The organism is uncultured Eudoraea sp., from assembly GCF_947490415.1.
GTDB lineage: Bacteria > Bacteroidota > Bacteroidia > Flavobacteriales > Flavobacteriaceae > Eudoraea.
Genome location: NZ_CANLGX010000002.1, coordinates 233,584 through 254,542 on the forward strand (window position 1 = coordinate 233,584; position 20,959 = coordinate 254,542).

At 38.1% G+C, this 20,959-nt stretch carries 13 protein-coding genes; 8 read left to right on the plus strand and 5 right to left on the minus strand.

Annotated elements, in window-relative coordinates; genetic code table 11:
- Window positions 1–38: 38 nt before the first annotated feature.
- On the minus strand, window positions 39–1,706 hold the full coding sequence (locus tag Q0874_RS06010) for an aryl-sulfate sulfotransferase (RefSeq protein WP_299160645.1): 1,668 nt from the start codon (window positions 1,704–1,706) through the stop codon (window positions 39–41).
- A gap of 204 nt (window positions 1,707–1,910) precedes the next feature.
- Complete coding sequence (locus Q0874_RS06015; protein ID WP_299160646.1) at window positions 1,911–2,594, minus strand: cell division ATP-binding protein FtsE; 684 nt, start codon at window positions 2,592–2,594, stop codon at window positions 1,911–1,913.
- Window positions 2,595–2,745: 151 nt separating this feature from the next.
- On the opposite strand from Q0874_RS06015, the gene Q0874_RS06020 reads away from it, so the two are divergent.
- The 4 genes from Q0874_RS06020 to Q0874_RS06035 all read left to right on the plus strand — a co-directional run bounded on the left by Q0874_RS06020 (window position 2,746) and on the right by Q0874_RS06035 (window position 9,246).
- Window positions 2,746–5,766: a tetratricopeptide repeat protein gene (locus Q0874_RS06020; RefSeq protein WP_299160648.1), complete on the plus strand. Its 3,021-nt coding sequence runs from the start codon at window positions 2,746–2,748 to the stop codon at window positions 5,764–5,766.
- Between the two features lie 18 nt (window positions 5,767–5,784).
- Window positions 5,785–7,536, plus strand: coding sequence for a TonB-dependent receptor (locus Q0874_RS06025; protein WP_299160651.1), 1,752 nt, complete (start codon window positions 5,785–5,787; stop codon window positions 7,534–7,536).
- A gap of 153 nt (window positions 7,537–7,689) precedes the next feature.
- Window positions 7,690–8,778, plus strand: a complete 1,089-nt coding sequence (locus tag Q0874_RS06030) for an OmpA family protein (protein ID WP_299160653.1) — start codon at window positions 7,690–7,692, stop codon at window positions 8,776–8,778.
- A gap of 54 nt (window positions 8,779–8,832) precedes the next feature.
- The gene (locus tag Q0874_RS06035) at window positions 8,833–9,246 is read left to right on the plus strand and encodes a hypothetical protein (protein ID WP_299160656.1); all 414 of its coding nucleotides are present in this window, start codon (window positions 8,833–8,835) and stop codon (window positions 9,244–9,246) included.
- A gap of 471 nt (window positions 9,247–9,717) precedes the next feature.
- On the opposite strand, the gene Q0874_RS06040 is transcribed toward Q0874_RS06035, so the two are convergent.
- Window positions 9,718–10,266, minus strand: a complete 549-nt coding sequence (locus tag Q0874_RS06040) for a DUF2911 domain-containing protein (RefSeq protein ID WP_299160658.1) — start codon at window positions 10,264–10,266, stop codon at window positions 9,718–9,720.
- 243 nt (window positions 10,267–10,509) lie between these two features.
- Here Q0874_RS06040 and asnB point away from each other — a divergent pair, with 243 nt between their 5' ends.
- Window positions 10,510–12,180 (plus strand): asparagine synthase B, encoded by a 1,671-nt coding sequence (gene asnB, locus Q0874_RS06045; RefSeq protein ID WP_299160661.1) that lies wholly within the window; start codon window positions 10,510–10,512, stop codon window positions 12,178–12,180.
- Between the two features lie 127 nt (window positions 12,181–12,307).
- On the opposite strand, the gene Q0874_RS06050 is transcribed toward asnB, so the two are convergent.
- Window positions 12,308–13,765 (minus strand): DASS family sodium-coupled anion symporter, encoded by a 1,458-nt coding sequence (locus Q0874_RS06050; protein WP_299160664.1) that lies wholly within the window; start codon window positions 13,763–13,765, stop codon window positions 12,308–12,310.
- Window positions 13,766–13,996: 231 nt separating this feature from the next.
- Between Q0874_RS06050 and gyrB the strand changes: the two genes are divergently transcribed.
- The gene (gyrB, locus tag Q0874_RS06055) at window positions 13,997–15,937 is read left to right on the plus strand and encodes a DNA topoisomerase (ATP-hydrolyzing) subunit B (protein ID WP_299160666.1); all 1,941 of its coding nucleotides are present in this window, start codon (window positions 13,997–13,999) and stop codon (window positions 15,935–15,937) included.
- Window positions 15,938–16,094: 157 nt separating this feature from the next.
- Here gyrB and Q0874_RS06060 read toward each other — a convergent pair whose 3' ends face one another.
- Window positions 16,095–16,466 (minus strand): hypothetical protein, encoded by a 372-nt coding sequence (locus Q0874_RS06060; protein ID WP_299160669.1) that lies wholly within the window; start codon window positions 16,464–16,466, stop codon window positions 16,095–16,097.
- 254 nt (window positions 16,467–16,720) lie between these two features.
- On the opposite strand from Q0874_RS06060, the gene Q0874_RS06065 reads away from it, so the two are divergent.
- Both Q0874_RS06065 and secDF read left to right on the plus strand, forming a co-directional pair.
- Window positions 16,721–17,647, plus strand: a complete 927-nt coding sequence (locus Q0874_RS06065; RefSeq protein WP_299160671.1) for a malate dehydrogenase — start codon at window positions 16,721–16,723, stop codon at window positions 17,645–17,647.
- A 290-nt stretch (window positions 17,648–17,937) separates the two neighbouring features.
- Window positions 17,938–20,898, plus strand: coding sequence for a protein translocase subunit SecDF (secDF, locus tag Q0874_RS06070; protein WP_299160674.1), 2,961 nt, complete (start codon window positions 17,938–17,940; stop codon window positions 20,896–20,898).
- Window positions 20,899–20,959 lie beyond the last annotated feature (61 nt).

The following is a 20,959-nucleotide window of genomic DNA, read 5'->3' on the forward strand; positions in this document are numbered from 1 at the left end:
TTGTATAGTTTTATGTTAGTTAATAATTGATTTATAATTTAGTGTACACTATCCTGTGTTACAGGTGGTGGAGGCATTTCAAAGACAAAAGGTTCAGGTTGTTCTGCAAGGGGAGTCAGGTCTTTGCCTGCAAAGGCAGGAAAGTCTTCTGTGAAATGTGTTGCTCTGAATAGCATATATTTAAATGGTCCTATAGGAGATGCCACAGTACCGTCAGGCATTCTGTAATTCTCATTATAAGGATTCCAATATTCCCATACAATTTGTCCATTAGGGGTAACTTCCATAATACGTCCTCTAGCTCCAGATGTGATTAGGGTATTTCCATTTTTCATACGATGGGCACCTGAAACAAAAGCTGAATAAAAAGAGTATTTGTCCGGCGCTGTATAGGACCAATGAGGCCCTTCTGGTCCGAATGCTTCATTCTCAGCCAAAATATAATCCCCATCAGAATTAGTTGGAGGTATAAATTCAAAAACTGCACTATGATTGCCAAGTACCCCTACCGGGGTTACAACTTCCGGAGATTTGCTGGTCATTAATACGGCCCACATAGAAGGTACCTTATTGTCAGGGTGTTCAATATCATTGTTAAAAACCATTAGATGGCCTTCACCGGGATATCCCTTTGGAATCCATTTTATATCGTGTTCAAAAAAGAGTTTGCGATCTGCTTTTGATCCTCTTCCGTAATTGGCAGGGTTACCCCAACGATACAAAAGATCTCCCCCATGGCCCCATCTGCCACCAGTACTTCCTCTGGCTTCTTCAATGGTTGTGCCATGGTCTATGATCATTATTTCATTGTAAGCAGGAACACTGATGGCTATCTGATCTAATTCTGCATTATAGGCAATAGCATTGGTATGAGTAAAATCGGAATGTTGGTTATCTACGGTGGCATTTCCCGTCATCATACCCATTTTTATCCCTTGTTGAACCTGTTCTTCAGTCATTGGAGGATATATATCCCCGTGTACATTAAAGTTAATTTTTCTGGGATTTTCTGCAAGAACCCCATAATTATTTTTGGTACTGTCTATATCCTGTATTAAATGATCCCACATATGCCATTCCCAAACAATTTCTCCACCAGTGGATCCTGATGGTTTTATTTCTATAATCTTGTCTGGCCAAAGTCCGGCTTTAGTCACATGTTTCGGATCTCTGCCAGCCTCCAGAACATCTTTCTGTGATTTGGCTTCGTAGGAAATCGCCAGAATATTCCCGTTTGGTAATAACTCAATATCATGGTGTATCAACTCATCTTCATCTGCCCATTCAAAATCCCATAAGATATTGCCATCCCAGTCGTATTCGCGAATCCGGCCGGCTTGTCCTCCCGCTGCAAAAGTGGGAAAGTCAGTGTCTACTTCTAATCTGACCAGATTGCCATTCTCTTTTAAATATTGGTTAACTACCGCTAATTCCCCTTCCCAGGTATGAATCACTTCCCCATCCAGATTAATAAGATGTGTTATAGTGCTTTCCGTGGGTTGGAACATCACATAACCAGGAGTGGCAAGTTCTGTTTTTTCTTTAAGTCCCCGCTTAACCGTAAGACCCGTTAAACTTCTGGTATCCTCAGGTTTCCATTCACGGATTTCAACTTTTTTTGCAACTTCTGGTGTGGGTTTTTCTTCTTTACACGAAAAGAAAAACAATAGGATAAAACTAAAAATTAAAGACTTGTAGATCTTCATGGTTTGTTGGTTTGGTTAATAAAAAAATTGGTTTTAATTCAATCTAATTTGCTTTCGATAATTTAAATCATAATGTAATAGACAAGGAGGCTTTGAAAGATAATTAATTTTTTAGAATAATTGCATTTTGAAATCACCAATTATTTCTTATGTAGTTTAGTTAATGACCGCTCCGGAAAGATTGAAGGTGGCTCACCAAGGTTATTAAACTGCTTTTTGGACCACCTCGAATACTTTGGCGCCTTCGCATTTTAGGGTTTTTGAGGGATATTTTAAAAGCAAGGCATAATCATGGGTGGCCATTAGGATGGTTCTTCCCGCTTTATTAATTTCCTGCAGGACCTTCATGACTTCAACACTTGTTTGTGGATCCAGGTTACCTGTTGGCTCATCGGCCAGAATAATTTCCGGATCATTTAATAATGCCCTTGCTATGGCAATCCGCTGCTGTTCCCCTCCGGACAACTCATGAGGAAATTTAAAACCTTTGGTCTTCATGCCCACCTTATCCAATACCTCTTCAATTTTTGTATCCATTTTAACCGGATCTTTCCAGCCGGTTGCCTTAAGAACAAACATTAGATTCTTATTGATATTTCTGTCGGGGAGCAATTTAAAATCCTGGAAGACAATGCCCAGTTTTCGCCTTAAAAAAGGGATATCCTTTTCTTCAAGGGTTTTTAGGTTGAATCCTACAATTCGGCCATGTCCCTCCAAAAGTGGAAGATCTGCGTAAAGGGTTTTCATCAGGCTGCTTTTTCCGCTTCCCGTCTTTCCTATCAGATATACAAACTCTCCTTTTTTTACCTCCAGAGTAATATCATTCAGCACCATACTATCTTTTTGGAAAACGGCAACTTCATTCAGATTCAGTATGCTTTCACTCATAATTTAAATGTTGATATAAAAGTAATAAGTTCCTTCCTAATTCGGGCTCACATGAAGTAAAAATCTATTATTTAGTTGTTGAACATACTTAGTAACAATATTTGACGTTATTATGGGAAATTACGGTACTTCTTAACAGCTAGAGAACATTATGCGAAAGAAAAAAACCGCGCTACTTCTATATTTCATTGGGATAATTATTTCTGGCTACGCCCAGGAATCAAAAATTTACACCCATCCTCAAAAACAGTATCAGGATGCGCTGGCACTGTACAATAGTAAACAATATCAGGCGGCTCAGACCATTTTTGAAAAAGTGCAGACGAGTACCAAGGATTTTGAAACGGAAGCTAATAGTGCTTATTATGTAGCCAATGCGGCAGTAAGATTAAATCAGCTTGGTGCGGACAGGTTGATGGAAAATTTTGTAGCCAACTACCCAACTTCTACTAAACGAAATTCCGCTTTTATGGATGTAGCCGATTATTATTTCGAAAACGGCAAATATCCTTATGCCCTTACGTGGTATAGAAAGGTAGACCAAAATTCTATGTCGGCTCTGGAAAAGGAGCGGTTTAATTTTAATATGGGTTATTCCTTATTCAGTTCCAAAAAACCGAAGGAAGCTGAACGTTATTTAAGCAAAGTAACCACATCAGCCACTTATGGTTCTCAAGCCAAATATTACCTTGGGTATATTGCCTATCAACAAGATGATTATGAGGGGGCTAACGAACGTTTCGATCAGATAGCAGATCAGGAAGTGTTAAGTGATAAGCTTTCCTATTATCAGGCCGATATGAATTTTAAGCTGGGTAAATTTGAAGAGGCTATTGAGCTGGCCAAATCACAGTTGACAAAATCTGACAGACAGGAAGTATCTGAACTAAATAAAATAATTGGAGAGAGCTATTTCAATTTAGAACAGTATTCAAATGCTATACCCTATTTGGAAGCTTATAAAGGGAAACGTGGTAAATGGAGCAATACAGATCACTACTTATTAGGTTATTGCTACTATAAACAGGAAGACTACGCCAATGCTATTAACCAATTCAATAAAATAATCGAAGGTAACAACGGAGTTGCTCAAAATGCGTATTACCATTTGGCGGAGTGTTATTTAAACCTCGGTAAAAAGCAAGAAGCGTTAAATGCTTTTAGGAATGCTTCACAAATGGAATTTAATACTGAGATACAAAAGGATGCGTATCTTAATTATACTCGATTGAGTTATGAAATAGGTAATCCTTATGAACCTGTGCCAAAGGTCTTAACTGGCTATCTTGAAACCTATCCCAACGATTCTCATTCTAAGGAAATCCAGGAATTATTGGTTGACTCCTATATTACCTCCAAAAATTTTGAAGGCGCACTCGCCCTATTGGAGGAAAACAGCAGTTTCGCCAGTAAAGCAACCTATCAGAAGGTAGCCTTCTATCGTGGAGTTGAATTGTTCATTGAAACAGATTACGCCTCCGCACATATGTTGTTTGCTAAATCACTCAATAACGCACCTGATGAACTGTTCAAAGCACGCGCCAGATATTGGAAGGCGGAATCTCAATATATGCTAAATGCTTTTGAGGAGGCACTTTCAGACTATCTTCAATTTAAAAATAACCCGGCGGCATCGCGCACAGAGGAAACCAAGGATCTGAATTATAACCTGGGGTATACCTATTTTAAACTAAAAGATTACAACAACGCAATTTCCTATTATCAGGCTTATGCTGATAAGGGAACAGATACTGATAAAAAAAATGATGCCAATGTGCGCCTGGGCGATTGTTTTTTCGTCACCAGTAAATACTGGCCTGCGATTGAATCTTATACTAAAGTTTTGCAGTCAAGTAGTCCGGAGAAGGACTACGCGGCATTCCAAAAAGCTATTAGCTATGGTTTTATTGATAGGAGTGCTACAAAAATTGAGGAACTCAATGCTTTTATCTCAAAGTATCCCAAATCCAGTTTAAAGGATGATGCACTTTTTGAATTGGGCAATTCATATATAAAAGAAAACCAGGAGGCAATTGGGTTGGAAACCTATGACCGGCTAATTAGTGATTATCCCGGTAGTACTTTGGTCCCCCGGGCATTGCTCAGGCAGGGACTCGTATTTTATAATTCTAATAAAAATGATCTTGCTTTAAGTAAGTTTAAAACGGTTGTTCGAGATTATCCAAACTCCCAGGAGGCAATCCAGGCGGTGGCAACAGCTAAACTTATTTATGTAGATACAGGTCAGGTTAGCGAGTACGCAAAGTGGGTTGAAGGATTAGATTTTGTTGAGGTATCCGATGCCGAATTAGATAATGCCAGTTATGAATCTGCTGAGAAGCAGAACCTTCAGGGTAAGAAAGAAGCTGCAATTAAAGGATATGAAAGCTATATAAGGGATTTTCCAAATGGATTACATACTATTAATGCCAACTTTAAACTTGCCCAATTATATTTTGCGAAAGGGGATAAAGACAGGGCACTTCCTGCTTATACCTTCGTTGCCAACAGTGGCGCGAGTGAATATTCAGAACAATCCCTTACCAGGGTTTGTGAGATTTATGTTGGAAATAAAAACTATACCTCCGCACTTCCATTCCTTCAAAGATTGGAATCAATTGCTGATATTCAACAAAACAGAACATTTGCCCGATCTAACCTAATGAAAGGTTTTTATGAACAAAAGAATTATGACCAGACCATAGCTTACGCTGAAAAAGTTTTGGAAACAGATAATATTGACGATAGAATTAAGAGTGATGCACAAATAATGATTGCAAGATCTGCTATAGCCACTGGTAATGAAGAAAGAGCAGAGAAGGCTTATGCAGAAGTTTTGAAAATCGCTAGCGGTGCATTGGCAGCAGAAGCTTGGTATTATGACGCCTACTTTAAGCAAAAAGGGGGGGCCTTTGAGGCATCAAATAGTTCAGTGCAAAAATTAGCAAGAGATTATGCTGCCTACAAGGAATGGGGGGGTAAAGGGCTGATTCTAATGGCTAAGAATTATTATGAACTGGATGACGCATATCAGGCTACATATATTCTCGAAAGCGTAATTGCAAATTTTGGCGATTATGAGCAGATCGTTACTGAGGCAAAAGGGGAATTAGCTATTATAAAATCCAAAGAAGCACAACGAAATTCATCCATTGTTCCCGAAGGAAATTAAATAGTCCAAAAACACAATATGCAAAAGGAACTAAAAATTACATTAATCGCTTTAATAGGTCTGGTACATCTTTTATCGGCACAAGACGAAAAAGACATTGGAACTGAAACTGTTAATGTGGTAAGGCCATATTCACCAACTGTATCAGATGCTTTCAAGGTAAAATCAATTCCAAATCTCAATGATTCTATTGTACTTCAAAAAAAGAAGATTGAGTACAGTATTTTCTCAATACCCGTGGCTTCAACCTTTACTCCGACCAAAGGGAAGGCATCTGTTGTGCAAAAAGCCAAACCGGAAAAACTGTATAATTCCTATGCTTCTGTCAGCCTTGGAAATTTTAGTAATGCCCTTGCGGATTTTTATACCAGCAGAGATATTGACCGGGGTAACAAAAGAGTAGATTTTGGACTTAACCATCATTCCTCACGCGGGGACCTGGAAGATGTGTTGCTTGACACCGATTTTTACAATACAAAATTGAATGCTTCTTATAACCAAAAAGAAAGAGATTTGAATTGGCGTGCCGATATTGGATTTCAACATCAGAAATACAATTGGTATGGCCTTCCTGAAGGGATATTTGATGATGCCACCATTAGTACAATTAACGAAGGTCAAAATTATTTTGGCCTTGAGGCTGGTGCGCAGTTACAAATGGAGGAGTCTGTTTTTACAGGGGGTGAAGCATTGTATCGAAGGTTTTGGGATGCGGTTGATTCCGGGGAGAATAGATTTTTAGTGAAGCCCGAATTTCAGTTTCCGGTCTCGTCAGAATTATTGACCTTAAAAGTTGCTTTTGATTATGTAGGGGGGAGTTTTAAAAATGCCAGTATAAATAGCTCTACCAATACAACGGGTATAGATTACGGGCAAATGCAAATTGGTGCAAATCCAAATTTGGTATTATCCGGAGATAAATACACCTTAAATTTGGGGGCCTCACTAGTATATGGTACGGATACAGAACAAAGTGACAGCAATTTTTATATTTATCCGGAAATATCGGCCTCATACAGATTGTTAGATGATACGTTAATTGCCTATGGAGGAGTAGAAGGGGGCTTAGATCAAAATTCTTATTATAGTTTTGTTGGCGAAAACCCGTTTGTGTCACCCACTTTGACTATACTACCCACAGACAGGCAGTATGATGGATTCCTGGGTATAAAAGGTCAATTAATTTCTAGTCTGAGCTATAACGTAAAAGCATTTTATAGAGCTGAAAACAGAAAACCCCTATATAAATTAAATCCTCAAAATGATTTTAGGGATGATGAGAAAGGATATTATTACGGAAATTCATTCGAAGTATTTTATGATGATATTAAAACCCTTGGATTGTTTGCCGAATTAAATGTGGATATAAGCAGAGATTTCACTCTTGGAGCAAACGTAGAACTATTTGATTACAACACGGAGACCGATAATCCTGCATGGAACCTTCCTGATGTTAAGGGGTCATTACTTTTGGATTACCAGATTGGAGAAAAATGGTTCCTGGGTGCTAATTTATTTTATGTAGGTGAGCGCCAGGATTTAAGTGCGCAAGTGGTAGAAAATATTCCACCTGCAGATTTCCCTTCCACAATAATCAGTTTAGATAGTTTTTTTGATGTAAATGCCCATGTGGGATACCATTTCAACGAGCAACTTTCCATTTTTGCGAAAGCAAATAATATTGCAAATAATGCATATCAGCGCTGGGCCAATTTTAGAGTTCAGAGTTTACAGGTATTAGCCGGTGTATCTTACAAGTTTGATTTTTAAATGACTTTGTAAAGAATAAAGTTAAAATTTAGCTCAATCATCTGTAAAAGAAACTGTTAAACGGCATTAACTTCATGCTTGAAGATTAATTCTTATTTTAGGTTGAGGCAATAGCCCCTTATTATTTTGATTGTAAAGTATACATACAGCTTGTTGTTCACCTTCTTTTGGTGTAATACAATACTCCTGTCTCAAAACCTGATTCAAAATCCAAGTTTTGAGCAATACGATGCATGCCCGGCACGTCTCGGTAATTTTGAAACCGATGTCACCCATTGGAGTACGCCGACAAAAGGATCTACCGACTATTTTAATAGTTGTAGTACGATTATGGGGACCCCTGAAAATTTTAACGGGACACAACCTTCAGATTTTGGCAAGGGTTATGCAGGCCTTTATCTTTATGCGCCTAATGATTACAGGGAATATATACAGGTACCTCTTTCTCAAACCCTGGAGATAGGTAAAACCTATCAAGTCTCCTTCTATGTTAGTCTTGCCGAACGTTCGGACTTCGCTGTAAAGGATTTTGGGGTGTTGTTTTCAAAGGATAAACTAGCCTTGAATATAAAAAAGGAACTCTCAAAAATGCATATGTACAAAATTGAGGGAAATAGCTATAATTTCATGGAGATTGGATATACAAATTTTTATAGAGACACCAGAGATTGGGTTGTAGTAAGCACCAGATTCGTGGCCAAAGGCACAGAAAATTATATGATAATCGGCAATTTTAAGAATAATGCCGGTACGAGAAAATTTAAAACAAAAAAAGGAGCCAAACAGGGAGCTTATTATTACCTGGATATGGTTGCATTAAATCTGACACAGTCTAACAGTCCTGTTGTAAATTCAACTCCTGATACAGATCCAATAACCGAAAATTACGAACTCGATAAAATTCATATTTTTAAAAGTGTCCTATTCAATTTTGATGAATTTAAGCTATTGGATTCCGCCAAAACAGATGTTCAAAAGATATACAACTATCTGGAAGCAAACAAGTCGCTTCAGATAACTGTTGACGGACATACAGATAATATTGGAACTGCATCTTATAACCAGTATTTATCAGATAGACGTTGTTCTGCTGTTGCTGAATATTTAATGGAACTGGGACTCTCAGCGGATAGGATAAGTTGGAAAGGGCATGGTGGAATAGCACCTATAGCCAGTAATGAAACGGAAGAAGGCAGGCAGAAGAATAGGCGCGTAGCATTTGTGATTTCGGAAAAAGACTGATCTTTACATTAAAAAATTACTGTACATTTAGGCATAAACTTAATAACATTTCGAATGAAAATAACTTTTAAAAATTTCAACCTGATATTATTATTCCTGATTTTTTCTAACGGATATTCGCTTGAATTGTGCGATGCTTTTAATGGGGTTGAGAGATCTGATATTCTTGTTAAAAAGAAGCGATGGACCGGTAGTTGGGACTATTCAGTTCAGGATGTACCTTTAGAATATAGTTCCGGGGTAATGCATATTTCCAAAAAAAAGAAGGTATACACGGTGGAGCTGGAGTTGCCCGGGGGCAAGCTGCCTGGGGATAATGTAAAAGTTAATAAAAATAAACTGACTTTCTCTGTGGATATAGAAGGTAGTATGGTGGAAGTTGCCCTTATCATGGATGAAGATTCTTTTGAAGGCACAAGCAATACCCCTGACGGTACTTTTATGCTTGTAGGGATTCGTCGAATCTGAGGTTTTGCAAAATAATTAAAAACCTGCTATTTACTTTTCCTTTCTGGTAATAAGCCTTTAAGGAAATATTTTCCTCAAACTTTAATATATAAAAGTTTACATCAGAACCTTATATTCATATTAACTCTTATGTTCCCTGCTTGTGAAGTTCCAAAAGATAAAGCAGATCTATTGGTGCTGAATGCAAATGTCTATATAGTTGATGATATTTTTTCTAGATCTACCACCTTTGCTGTGCATGATGGAATATTGTAGCGTCAGGAAGTTCAGAAGATTTGAAATCGAAGTTTAATGCCACTCAAATAGTTGATGCTGGCGGAAGTGCATTTAAAGGATATCCCTGAAACTATGGCCGAGCAGGGATAAATAGACGGGATACTTCAGATTGGCAACCAAACAGATTAATTTTTCTTAAGTATGAAACAAAAAAAGCCGAAGTATAGTACTTCGGCTTTTCAATCTATTAAAATTTTAATACATACTTAAACTAAAAGGAACTGCAACTCTGGTAGTACCCCATCCCAATATCATATGAACTCCGCTATCAACTTCTTTGAATGCAATTGAGAATGCTTCCAGTGATTCATCTCCCGTACTTGAAGAAGCTTTAATACGTGCAACATCAGCAGACTCATCATAGGAATAAGCTCCCCACTGATTTAATTTGCTATTTAAAATCACGGTCCATTCTGAGCCCTCTGGTATAGTGAACAGAGAATAAGTCCCTGCTTTTACAGAAGTTTCTCCGAACATCATGTCTTTATAAAGCGTAATCTCGGCAGCTTCATTGGCCCCTGTTCTCCAAACTTTTCCTTCTGGTGCAAGTTCAGAAAGTGATCTGCCTTTTAGTTGTGGCCTGCTGTATACAACCTTTATCAACTTATCGGAAACTTTGTAACTGGAGGGATATGTGGCAATATCTGCCGGGCTTTTATCCATCCCGCTAAACTCCTGCGCTGTAATTTCATTTGTAAAAACTATGGCTAACGCCATGATTGTTAGTGTCAATACTTTTTTCATAATTGTGCTTGTTTTTATATATGTCAAATCTAATTAGTAAACCTTTTAAGGTCTTATAAAAAGTCGTTAAAATTTCAACTGCTTACAAAATGTTTGTTAAATACTCCTATTTTTTAATTTTTGATTACTAATTATATCAATTATTGATTATATAATAACAATATGTAATAAATATAGTAGTTTGTGTTTCAATTTAATAATGAATCAAGCATCTTTGCCTAATAACTTATTAAATTAAAAAGAATGTGTGGAATAGTATGTGCGTTTGATGTAAAGGAAAGTACAGAAACCCTGAGACCTCAATTATTGGAAATGTCTAAGAAAGTAAGACACAGAGGTCCGGATTGGAGTGGGATTTATTCAAATGAGAAGGCTATATTGGCTCATGAACGTCTTGCAATTGTGGATCCCGCATCAGGAAAACAACCCCTATTTAGTGAAGATCAGAAACTTATTTTAGCTGCCAATGGGGAAATATACAACCATAAAGAATTAAGAAAGCAATTTGAAGGATCTTACACCTTCAGCACACAATCTGACTGTGAAGTAATTCTGGCCTTATATCAGAAAAAAGGGCCTGACTTTTTAGATGATATGAATGGAATTTTTGGATTTGCCATTTATGACTCTGAAAAGGATGAATATTTTGTAGCCAGAGACCATATGGGGATAATTCCATTATATATGGGCTGGGATAAAAATGGGACCTTCTACGTTGCTTCTGAACTTAAAGCTTTGGAAGGGACGTGTACCAAAATAGAACTTTTTCCACCGGGACATTATTTGCACAGTAGTGACGGGGAACTAAAAAGATGGTATAACAGGGATTGGATGGATTATGAAGCAGTAAAAGAAAATCAAACAAGTATTGACGAAATAAGAGATGCCCTGGAAGCTGCTGTTCACAGACAACTGATGTCTGATGTACCCTATGGTGTTCTGTTATCAGGAGGTCTTGATTCTTCTGTTACCTCCGCTATAGCCAAAAAATATTCTCAGAAGCGAATAGAGTCTGATGATACCAAGGATGCCTGGTGGCCGCAATTACATTCATTTTCTGTAGGATTAGAAGGATCACCAGATCTTGCAGCCGCTCAAATAGTCGCAGACCATATAGGAACTATCCATCATGAAATTAAGTTTACTATCCAGGAAGGCCTTGATGCTATTAAGGATGTAATTTATAACCTGGAAACCTATGATATTACGACGATTAGGGCATCAACACCAATGTATCTCATGGCTCGCGTAATAAAGTCCATGGGTATTAAGATGGTGCTTTCAGGTGAAGGAGCTGATGAATTATTTGGTGGTTATCTATATTTTCACAAGGCACCCAGTCCTAAGGAGTTCCACGAAGAGACCGTGAGGAAATTGAGCAAGTTACATATGTATGATTGCTTAAGAGCCAATAAATCTTTAGCAGCCTGGGGAATTGAAGGTAGAGTTCCATTTCTGGACAAAGAGTTTATTGATGTGGCTATGCGGATTAATCCAAAAGACAAGATGATAAATGGGGAACGAATGGAAAAATGGGTGGTGCGTAAAGCCTTTGAATCTGTATTGCCGGAAAGTGTGGCCTGGAGGCAAAAAGAACAATTTTCAGATGGGGTAGGGTATAGTTGGATAGATACCTTGAAGGAAGTTGTAGAAAAGGAAGTTTCTGACGAACAATTGGCTAATGCCAAATTCAGATACCCCATTCAAACTCCGACCACAAAGGAAGAATTTTATTACAGGTCTATATTTGAGGGTCATTTCCCAAGTGATGCGGCTGCATGGTCTGTACCACAGGAGCCTTCGGTAGCCTGTAGCACTAAAATCGCACTGGAATGGGATGAAGCTTTTAAAAACATGAATGATCCTTCAGGACGTGCTGTAGCCAATGTTCATGAAGATGCTTATGAAAAATAAATCCGTTATTTCAGGAGTACGGTAATTCTGTTTAGTACATCTTCCTTTTTAGGAAGTAGCTCTTGAATTTTTAATTAGTCCTTTAGAAGCACCACTACATTGGTGCTTCTTTTGTTAAATAAAACAACTAGTAGACCTTATATAGTACCATAAAAATAAGAATCACTACTGTGGTAATAAATAATGGTCCAACAATACCAAGTGCAATACCACCAGATCTAAAATCCTTTTGTTCTAATTTCCCCGTGCTGTAGGCTATAGCATTAGGCGGAGTAGAAATTGGTAAAAACAAAGCCGCAGACGCACTTAAACCAATTACAAGGGGTAACACCACAGGGTTATTAAAAGTAAGAATTATACTTATAGGAATTAAGATGGTAGCTGTTGCCGTATTACTCATAATATTAGACATAACTACTGTTAAAAAAGCAAAACTAATAGCCATGACATAAAAATTAAGATCGTACTGCTGTATTTTTTCAACATAAAAGCTGGCCAACCCTGTTTCTTTTATTGCAAGACCCAAGGCAAGTCCACCTGCAACAAGCATCAAAGTATCCCAAGGTAGTTTACGAACATCATCACCATTTATTATTCCAAACATAGTAAGAAGAATAATGGGGAGCAGGGATACCACTGAGGCAGGAATTCCATGCAGCTTTTCAGTAAGCCATAATAGTAAAGTAATGAACAGCACAGCTAAAACAACCTGTTTTTTGATTCGGTCAAATTTGTAGGTGGAGCTGGTTAAATCGACGGTTTCTTCTTCCAATTCTATTTTAATGCTCTTTTTTCTTGCAAGATATTTTTTGGACAGGATAAACCAGAACATCACGGTTAATATCAAGGCAATGGGAAAGCCTACCATCATCCACTCCAAAAAGCCAATATCTATCCCGTTGTTATTTAATGCTTCTACGGCAATGGCATTGGGGGGTGAACCAATTAGTGTTCCCATTCCCCCAATAGATGCTGAGCCGGCAATCCCGATCAGAATAGCTTTGGAGAAAGGAGAGTCCTTATCAAGGGTATTAATAAAAGGTAATACAGATGCGATCATCATGGCAGTTGTAGCTGTATTGGACATGATCATAGAGAAAAGTGCCGTAGTAAGCATTATGCCTAACAAAACATACTTGGGAGAAGTGCCAAACCTGGAAATAGAAATTTTAAAAACTTCGCGATCCAATTTAGTTTTACTCATAGCTTCGGCCATAAAAAAACCTCCGAGCATAAGCCAGATGACACTACTGGACCATGAATTTATGTACTCTACGTAATGAGACCTTACATTCTCGGGGTCTATTTGCGAATAATAACTATTCATCGCAAAAATTAAAAATCCGAATACCAATAGGCCTACTGCAAATGGAGGTATGGCTTCTGTAACCCAAAGACCAATCGACAGGAACAAAAGAAAAAGCACATAGATCTGGGCCTGATCCATGGCAGGTTCATAAAGAGCGTAAGTAATGGCGAAAGAAAAAATAATACTCAACAGAAAGTAGATAACCCTGCTTTGTACATCAACTACTTTCTGAATATGAGACATTAGATTTAATGAAACTCCCCTGGAATCTGCCATGTTTATCTGAATTTATTTTAGATGGCACAAAAATACATAGTAAAGGATCTAAAAAACCTAATAAATGTCATGATAATTTGCAAAACCCTTTCAATGGTTAAGTACATCACAAATTGTTGTTAAATTGTTGATAACTTAAGGGCTTGGTATATGCACAAACACTACATTCTATAGGGGATTGCCTATATTTGTAAGATTGCTAAAAATTAAATAAAACACTTAAATTGTTCTATGAGCGAAGAAGCTAAAAACAAAGAATATTCCGCTGACAGTATTCAGGCATTAGAGGGTATTGAGCATGTGCGTATGAGGCCGTCTATGTATATTGGAGATATAGGAGTCAGAGGGTTACATCATTTGGTTTATGAAGTAGTAGATAATTCAATTGATGAAGCAATGGGAGGCCATTGCGATGCTATTGAAGTTGTCATTAATGAGGATAATTCAATTACCACAAAAGATAATGGCAGGGGAATACCGGTGGATCTCCATAAGAAAGAAGGGATATCTGCCCTTGAAGTAGTAATGACCAAAATTGGAGCTGGAGGAAAATTTGACAAAGATTCTTATAAGGTTTCAGGTGGTTTGCACGGGGTAGGCGTTTCCGTTGTAAATGCTCTTTCAGATCATTTAAAGGCATCTGTTCACAGAGATGGCAAAGTATGGGAACAAGAATACGAAAGAGGAAAATCACTATATCCCGTTAAAAGTGTTGGAGAATCAAACGAAACGGGCACTATTGTAACCTTTCACCCGGATGCCGAAATTTTTACCCAAACTATAGAATATAGTTACGAAACCCTGTCCAACCGCATGAGGGAACTTTCTTATTTGAATAAGGGAGTTACAATTAGTATTACGGATAGACGTCAAAAAGACGAAGAAGGTAATTTTGTGTCTGACACCTTTTATTCAGATCAGGGTTTAAAAGAATTTGTTCGTTTTTTAGATAGTAATAGGGAACCCTTGATCAAGGATGTTATAGCCATGGAGGGCGAAAAAAATGGTATTCCTGTTGAGGTAGCTATGATCTATAACAATAGTTATACTGAAAACTTACACTCATATGTAAACAACATCAATACACACGAAGGCGGAACACATCTTTCGGGATTCAGAAGGGGGCTTACCACAACTTTGAAGAAATATGCCGATAGTTCAGGGATGTTAGATAAAGTGAAATTTGAGGTTGCGGGAGATGATTTCAGAGAAGGCTTAACAGCGATTATTTCGGTAAAAGTTGGAGAGCCTCAGTTTGAAGGACAAACCAAGACAAAACTTGGGAACAGAGAAGTTTCTTCTGCTGTGAGCCAGTCGGTTTCAGAGATGCTTACTAATTATCTGGAGGAACATCCGGACGATGCGAAAATTATTGTTCAAAAGGTTATACTTGCTGCTCAGGCACGCCATGCTGCGACAAAAGCACGGGAAATGGTACAACGAAAAACGGTAATGAGTATTGGAGGTTTACCAGGGAAATTGTCTGACTGTTCTGAGCAGGATCCAACCTTATGTGAAGTTTTTCTGGTAGAGGGAGATTCCGCAGGCGGAACTGCGAAACAGGGACGCGATAGAAATTTTCAGGCAATATTGCCACTTCGTGGTAAAATCTTGAATGTTGAAAAAGCAATGCAACATAAGGTGTTTGAAAATGAAGAAATAAAGAATATATATACAGCGCTTGGCGTAACCATAGGTACTGAGGAAGATAGTAAAGCCTTGAATCTTGAGAAACTGCGATATCATAAAGTAGTGATCATGTGTGATGCGGATGTAGATGGAAGTCATATTGAAACATTAATACTAACTTTTTTCTTTCGATATATGCGGGAATTAATAGAAGGTGGTCATGTTTATATTGCAACTCCACCTCTTTATCTCGTTAAAAAGGGCAGTAAAAAACGTTATGCCTGGAATGATAAGGAACGAGATGAAATTGTTGAAAGTTTTGGAGGTAGCGCCCCAATACAGCGCTATAAAGGTTTGGGTGAAATGAATGCGGAGCAGCTTTGGGATACCACTATGAATCCGTCGTTCAGGACCTTAAGACAGGTTACTATTGATAACGCTACTGAAGCTGACAGAATATTCTCCATGTTAATGGGAGACGAAGTTCCACCAAGGAGGGAGTTTATTGAGAAAAATGCTGTTTATGCGAATATTGATGTATAACCCGTAATAATTAAAAGTAAAAATCCCGATGTGAAAGCTTCGGGATTTTTTTTAGGTATAAGTTTCCATTCTATTCCTGAGAGGTATTTAGTTTAAATAAAAAAGCAGCCTTTTAAAAAGACTGCTTTTAGTAACTATATGGAAAAAAATTGGGGAATTATTCTCGTTTTGCAAGGATAGCACCTTTTACATCCTCCAGTAACATTCCTTCCGGAGACTCCTTCATGCTAACAATATCATTAATCATATCTGTTCCGGGATAGGAAATAGTATAAACGCCATCATCCTCTATCCAACTAAAATCGGTTTTAAAGTCCAGGTGAGACCCATTGTATTTTTGGTACCTTCCTAAATACACGTCATTGAAAATCCATTCTTGTCGGATTGTTTGTTTATTAGTTTCACTGGAATTAATAACGTCTACCCTGTACCAAATACCGATGACCGGATCATTATTTTCCGGGATTCTGGAACAGTTACTGGCCAATACAATAGCAATTATCGCCAGAAATGAGAAAAGCTTTTTCAATTTAAGTAGGTTTTAGATTTGGGATCTAATAGTATTTCTAACGCTAATACTAAAATAGGTATTGTTAAAAATCGATGTAATACATAAGAATTTGTGTTTCTTCGTTGAATTGCATTTTATTTTAACATATTTATAAAAGAATACACCTGTAAATTAAAACTTCTAGGGAAAATATATGTTGGTAATGAGTTCTTAAATCTGTTAAATTTCTGTAATTTGCCAGTCTTATCAATCACTTTAAAATATAGTATATCATGAAAGTTACAGTAGTTGGTGCGGGTGCTGTTGGTGCTAGTTGTGCCGAGTATATCGCCATTAAAAATTTTGCTTCGGAAGTTGTTTTACTCGATATTAAAGAAGGTTATGCCGAAGGAAAGGCGATGGACCTTATGCAGACGGCTTCTTTGAACGGTTTTGATACCACCATAACAGGTACGACAGGAGATTATTCGAGAACCGCTGATAGCGATATTGCAGTAATTACATCCGGGATTCCCAGAAAACCAGGTATGACTCGTGAGGAACTGATTGGCATCAATGCTGGGATTGTAAAGACCGTTGCTTCAAATCTTTTAGAACATTCACCAAATGTAACTTTGATTGTAGTAAGTAATCCAATGGATACCATGACCTACCTGGTACATAAGACCACAAATCTTCCCAAAAATAAAATTATTGGTATGGGCGGGGCATTAGATAGTGCAAGGTTTAAATATCGTTTGGCAGAGGCTCTTGATGCTCCTATCTCAGATATTGATGGAATGGTCATTGGTGGACATAGCGATACCGGGATGGTACCCCTGGCCAGTCAGGCGGCACGAAACAGTATAAAGGTTTCTGAATTTTTATCTGAGGACCGCCTCCAGCAGGTAGTGGAAGACACTAAAGTGGGTGGTGCAACACTTACTAAACTTCTTGGTACAAGTGCATGGTATGCACCTGGTGCTGCGGTATCAGCTTTGGTACAGGCCATTGCCTGTGATCAAAAAAAGATGTTTCCTTGTTCCACTTTCCTTGAGGGGGAATATGGCTTAAATGACATTTGTATAGGTGTTCCTGTATTACTCGGCAAAAACGGTATTGAAAGTATAGTAGAGATTTCCCTGAGTGATGCTGAAAAAACTAAAATGCAGGAGAGTGCTGTAGGGGTTAGAAATACAAATGGTTTGCTCGACGTGTAGCATTGACCATTTTTTGATTTATAGGAAGCATCACCTAGGTGATGCTTCTTTTTTTAGGATGATTTTGGGCTGTAAAAAGTGTATTTATATTATACCTGGGCTTCGGTATTTTTAAGGATATGATTGTTTTAAGAATGTATTTTGAGAAGATTGGTTAAAAAAAAGCTCTAAGGACAAAGGTCTTATCAGTTCTATGCCTTCTACAAATAACATAAATAAATTGTCAGTTCTTAAGGGAAATGATATATTTGCACGCTGTTTACAAATTCCATCAAAAAATCAATTAAACCATGCAGAATAAAGGACTTATAAAGCTATTTGCTTTCTTGTTCGGACTGGTAAGTATCTATCAACTTTCCTATACATTCATTACCGCTAAGGTAGAAAAAGATGCAGCATTGTTTGCGACATCTGCCGTTTCACCCTCTGAGGAGGATTACGTAGCTAAAAGGGAAGCTGTTGAAGCTATTTATTTAGATTCCATTGGAGGAAATCCTATTTTGGGTTATACTAGTTATGACGATGCAAAGAAAAAGGAACTAAATAAAGGTCTGGATCTTAAGGGAGGTATTAATGTTACACTACAGATATCGGTAAAAGATATTTTAAAGGGCCTTGCGGACAATACCAAAAACCCAATCTTTAATAAGGCACTGGCCGACGCTGATGCAGCTTCTAAAGATAGCGACGAAACTTATATTGATCTGTTCTTTGAAGCATTTGACAATATAAAAGGAGATGCTAAATTGGCTTCCCCGGATATTTTTGCAAATAAAGGTCTGAGTGATGAGATCAATTTTCAAATGACTGATGATGAGGTTAAGCCTATAATCCGTCGAAAAATTGATGAATCTGTTGTGTCGGCATTTGAAGTTTTACGCGAACGAATTGATGGTTTTGGGGTTACACAGCCCAACATTCAGCGTGAAGGTAAATCCGGAAGAATTTTAGTTGAATTACCCGGAGCACGAGACATTGCAAGAGCACAGGACTTACTGTCAAGTACTGCGCAATTGGAGTTTTGGGAAACCTATGAACCCGGAAATCAAAGCCTTATAAATTTCTTTATTCAGGCCAATGACCGTCTGAAAACCTTGGTAGAGGACACCGAGGAGGATGCTGTGGTTAAGGAAGAATCTGAGATTGATTCCTTGCTCTCTGATGTAACTCAGGATTCTTTGGATGTAGCTACTGAGAGAAATCCGTTATTTGAAAAATTACAGTTAAGTGGTCCCGGTTTTGCTGTTGGGATAGCTGCCATTAAGGATACAGCCGAAATAGGCTCATACCTTCGGATGCCCGAGGTGAGACGTCTTTTGCCTGCTGATGTACAATTCACTAAGTTTCTATGGGAACGGCCAACAAAGGATTCCGAAGTAGCGTCTTTATATGCCTTGAAATCTAACCGTGACAACACCCCCAGAATTAGTGGTGATGTAGTAAGTGATGCCAGAGACCAATTCGACCAGTTTAACAGGCCGGCAGTGGGTATGGATATGAACGTAAAAGGTGCTAAGCTCTGGGAAAAACTAACAAGTGAAGCAAACCTTAATAATACAGGAATAGCAATTGTCCTTGATAATAAAGTATATACCGCACCAGGGGTTTCTCAGGTAGGTGGAATATCCGGGGGAAGCTCCGAAATTACAGGAACTTTTACAGTAAATGAAACCAAAGATATTGCCAACGTGCTAAGGGCGGGTAAATTGCCAGCTTCTGCAGAGATTATTGATTCTTTTGTGGTTGGACCTTCTTTAGGGCAGGAAGCTATAGACAGCGGCTTTATGTCCTTTCTAATTGCCATGGTTTTTGTTTTATTATGGATGGTCTTCTATTATGGTAAAGCAGGTATTTTTGCCGATGTCGCCTTAAGTTTCAACATTGTTCTCATTTTTGGCGTATTAGCCAGTTTGGGCGCAGTGCTTACATTACCGGGTATTGCTGGTATTGTATTGACCATAGGAATGTCTGTTGATGCCAATGTTTTAATATTTGAACGGATTAAGGAAGAATTGGCGAAAGGGAAAGGTAAAGGGCAGGCCATCTCAGATGGTTTTTCAAATGCATTATCGTCCATTCTGGATGCAAACATAACAACAGGACTTACGGCAATTATATTATTGATTTTTGGTAGTGGTCCTATTAAGGGTTTTGCCACCACCTTAATTATTGGTATTCTAACTTCATTGTTTACGGCAATTTTTGTTACAAGATTATTAGTGGATTGGTATTTATCAGGAAAAGGAAGAACTCTGGACTTTTCTACTGCAATCACTAAAAACCTGTTTAAGAATTTAAACATCAATTTCCTAAGTAAGCGAAAAATATCCTATGTTCTTTCATTTATTTTAGTTGCTGTAGGATTATTCTCTTTATTTACTCAAGGCCTGGACGAAGGTGTCGACTTTGTGGGAGGGCGAAATTACCAGATTCGTTTTGTAAACCCGGTTAGTCCTTCAGAAATAACCAATGAGTTATCTGATGCCCTGGGAAGTGCCAGCGCCAAGACTTTTGGCGACGCAAACCAGATCATGGTTACAACCAAGTATAAGGTAGATGTTCAGGGCACTGAAGTAGATGATGAAATATTAGGAATTTTATATACATCTCTGCAAAAATATTTACTTGATGGAGCTACATATGAGGATTTTATCCCGGGTGGAACTAATGGTGATATTGGCGTACTTAAGTACCGAAAGGTTGGCCCAACCATCGCAGATGATATCAAGAAAAATGCTCTTTGGGCTATTTTCGGGTCTTTGGCAATAGTCTTTCTATATATTTTGCTTCGCTTCCGTAAATGGCAGTATTCCCTGGGTGCTGTTGTAGCGGTATTCCATGATGTATTGATAGTTTTGGGGATCTTCTCTTTGACCAGTAAAGTAATGCCTTTTAGCATGGAAGTAGACCAGGCATTTATAGCGGCCATTTTGACCGTAATCGGTTATTCCCTGAATGATACCGTGGTGGTTTTCGACCGTATTAGGGAAATGGTAAGCGAACATGGCTGGAAAGGCGGGGATAATATCAACAACGCCTTAAATAGTACATTAAGCCGAACCTTAAATACGTCACTTACCACTCTTGTAGTATTATTGTCCATTTTTGTTTTTGGCGGAGAGTCCTTAAGAGGATTTATGTTCGCTATGATCATTGGAGTAATAGTAGGTACGTATTCTTCGCTGTTTATAGCAACACCAGTAATGTTTGATACGCTTCGCAGTAAAATATCAGGCGGGAAAAAGGATTAAGTTTTATTAAAAAGTATTAATAGCCGCAAAACTCATTAAGAAGTTTTGCGGTTTTTTTTTG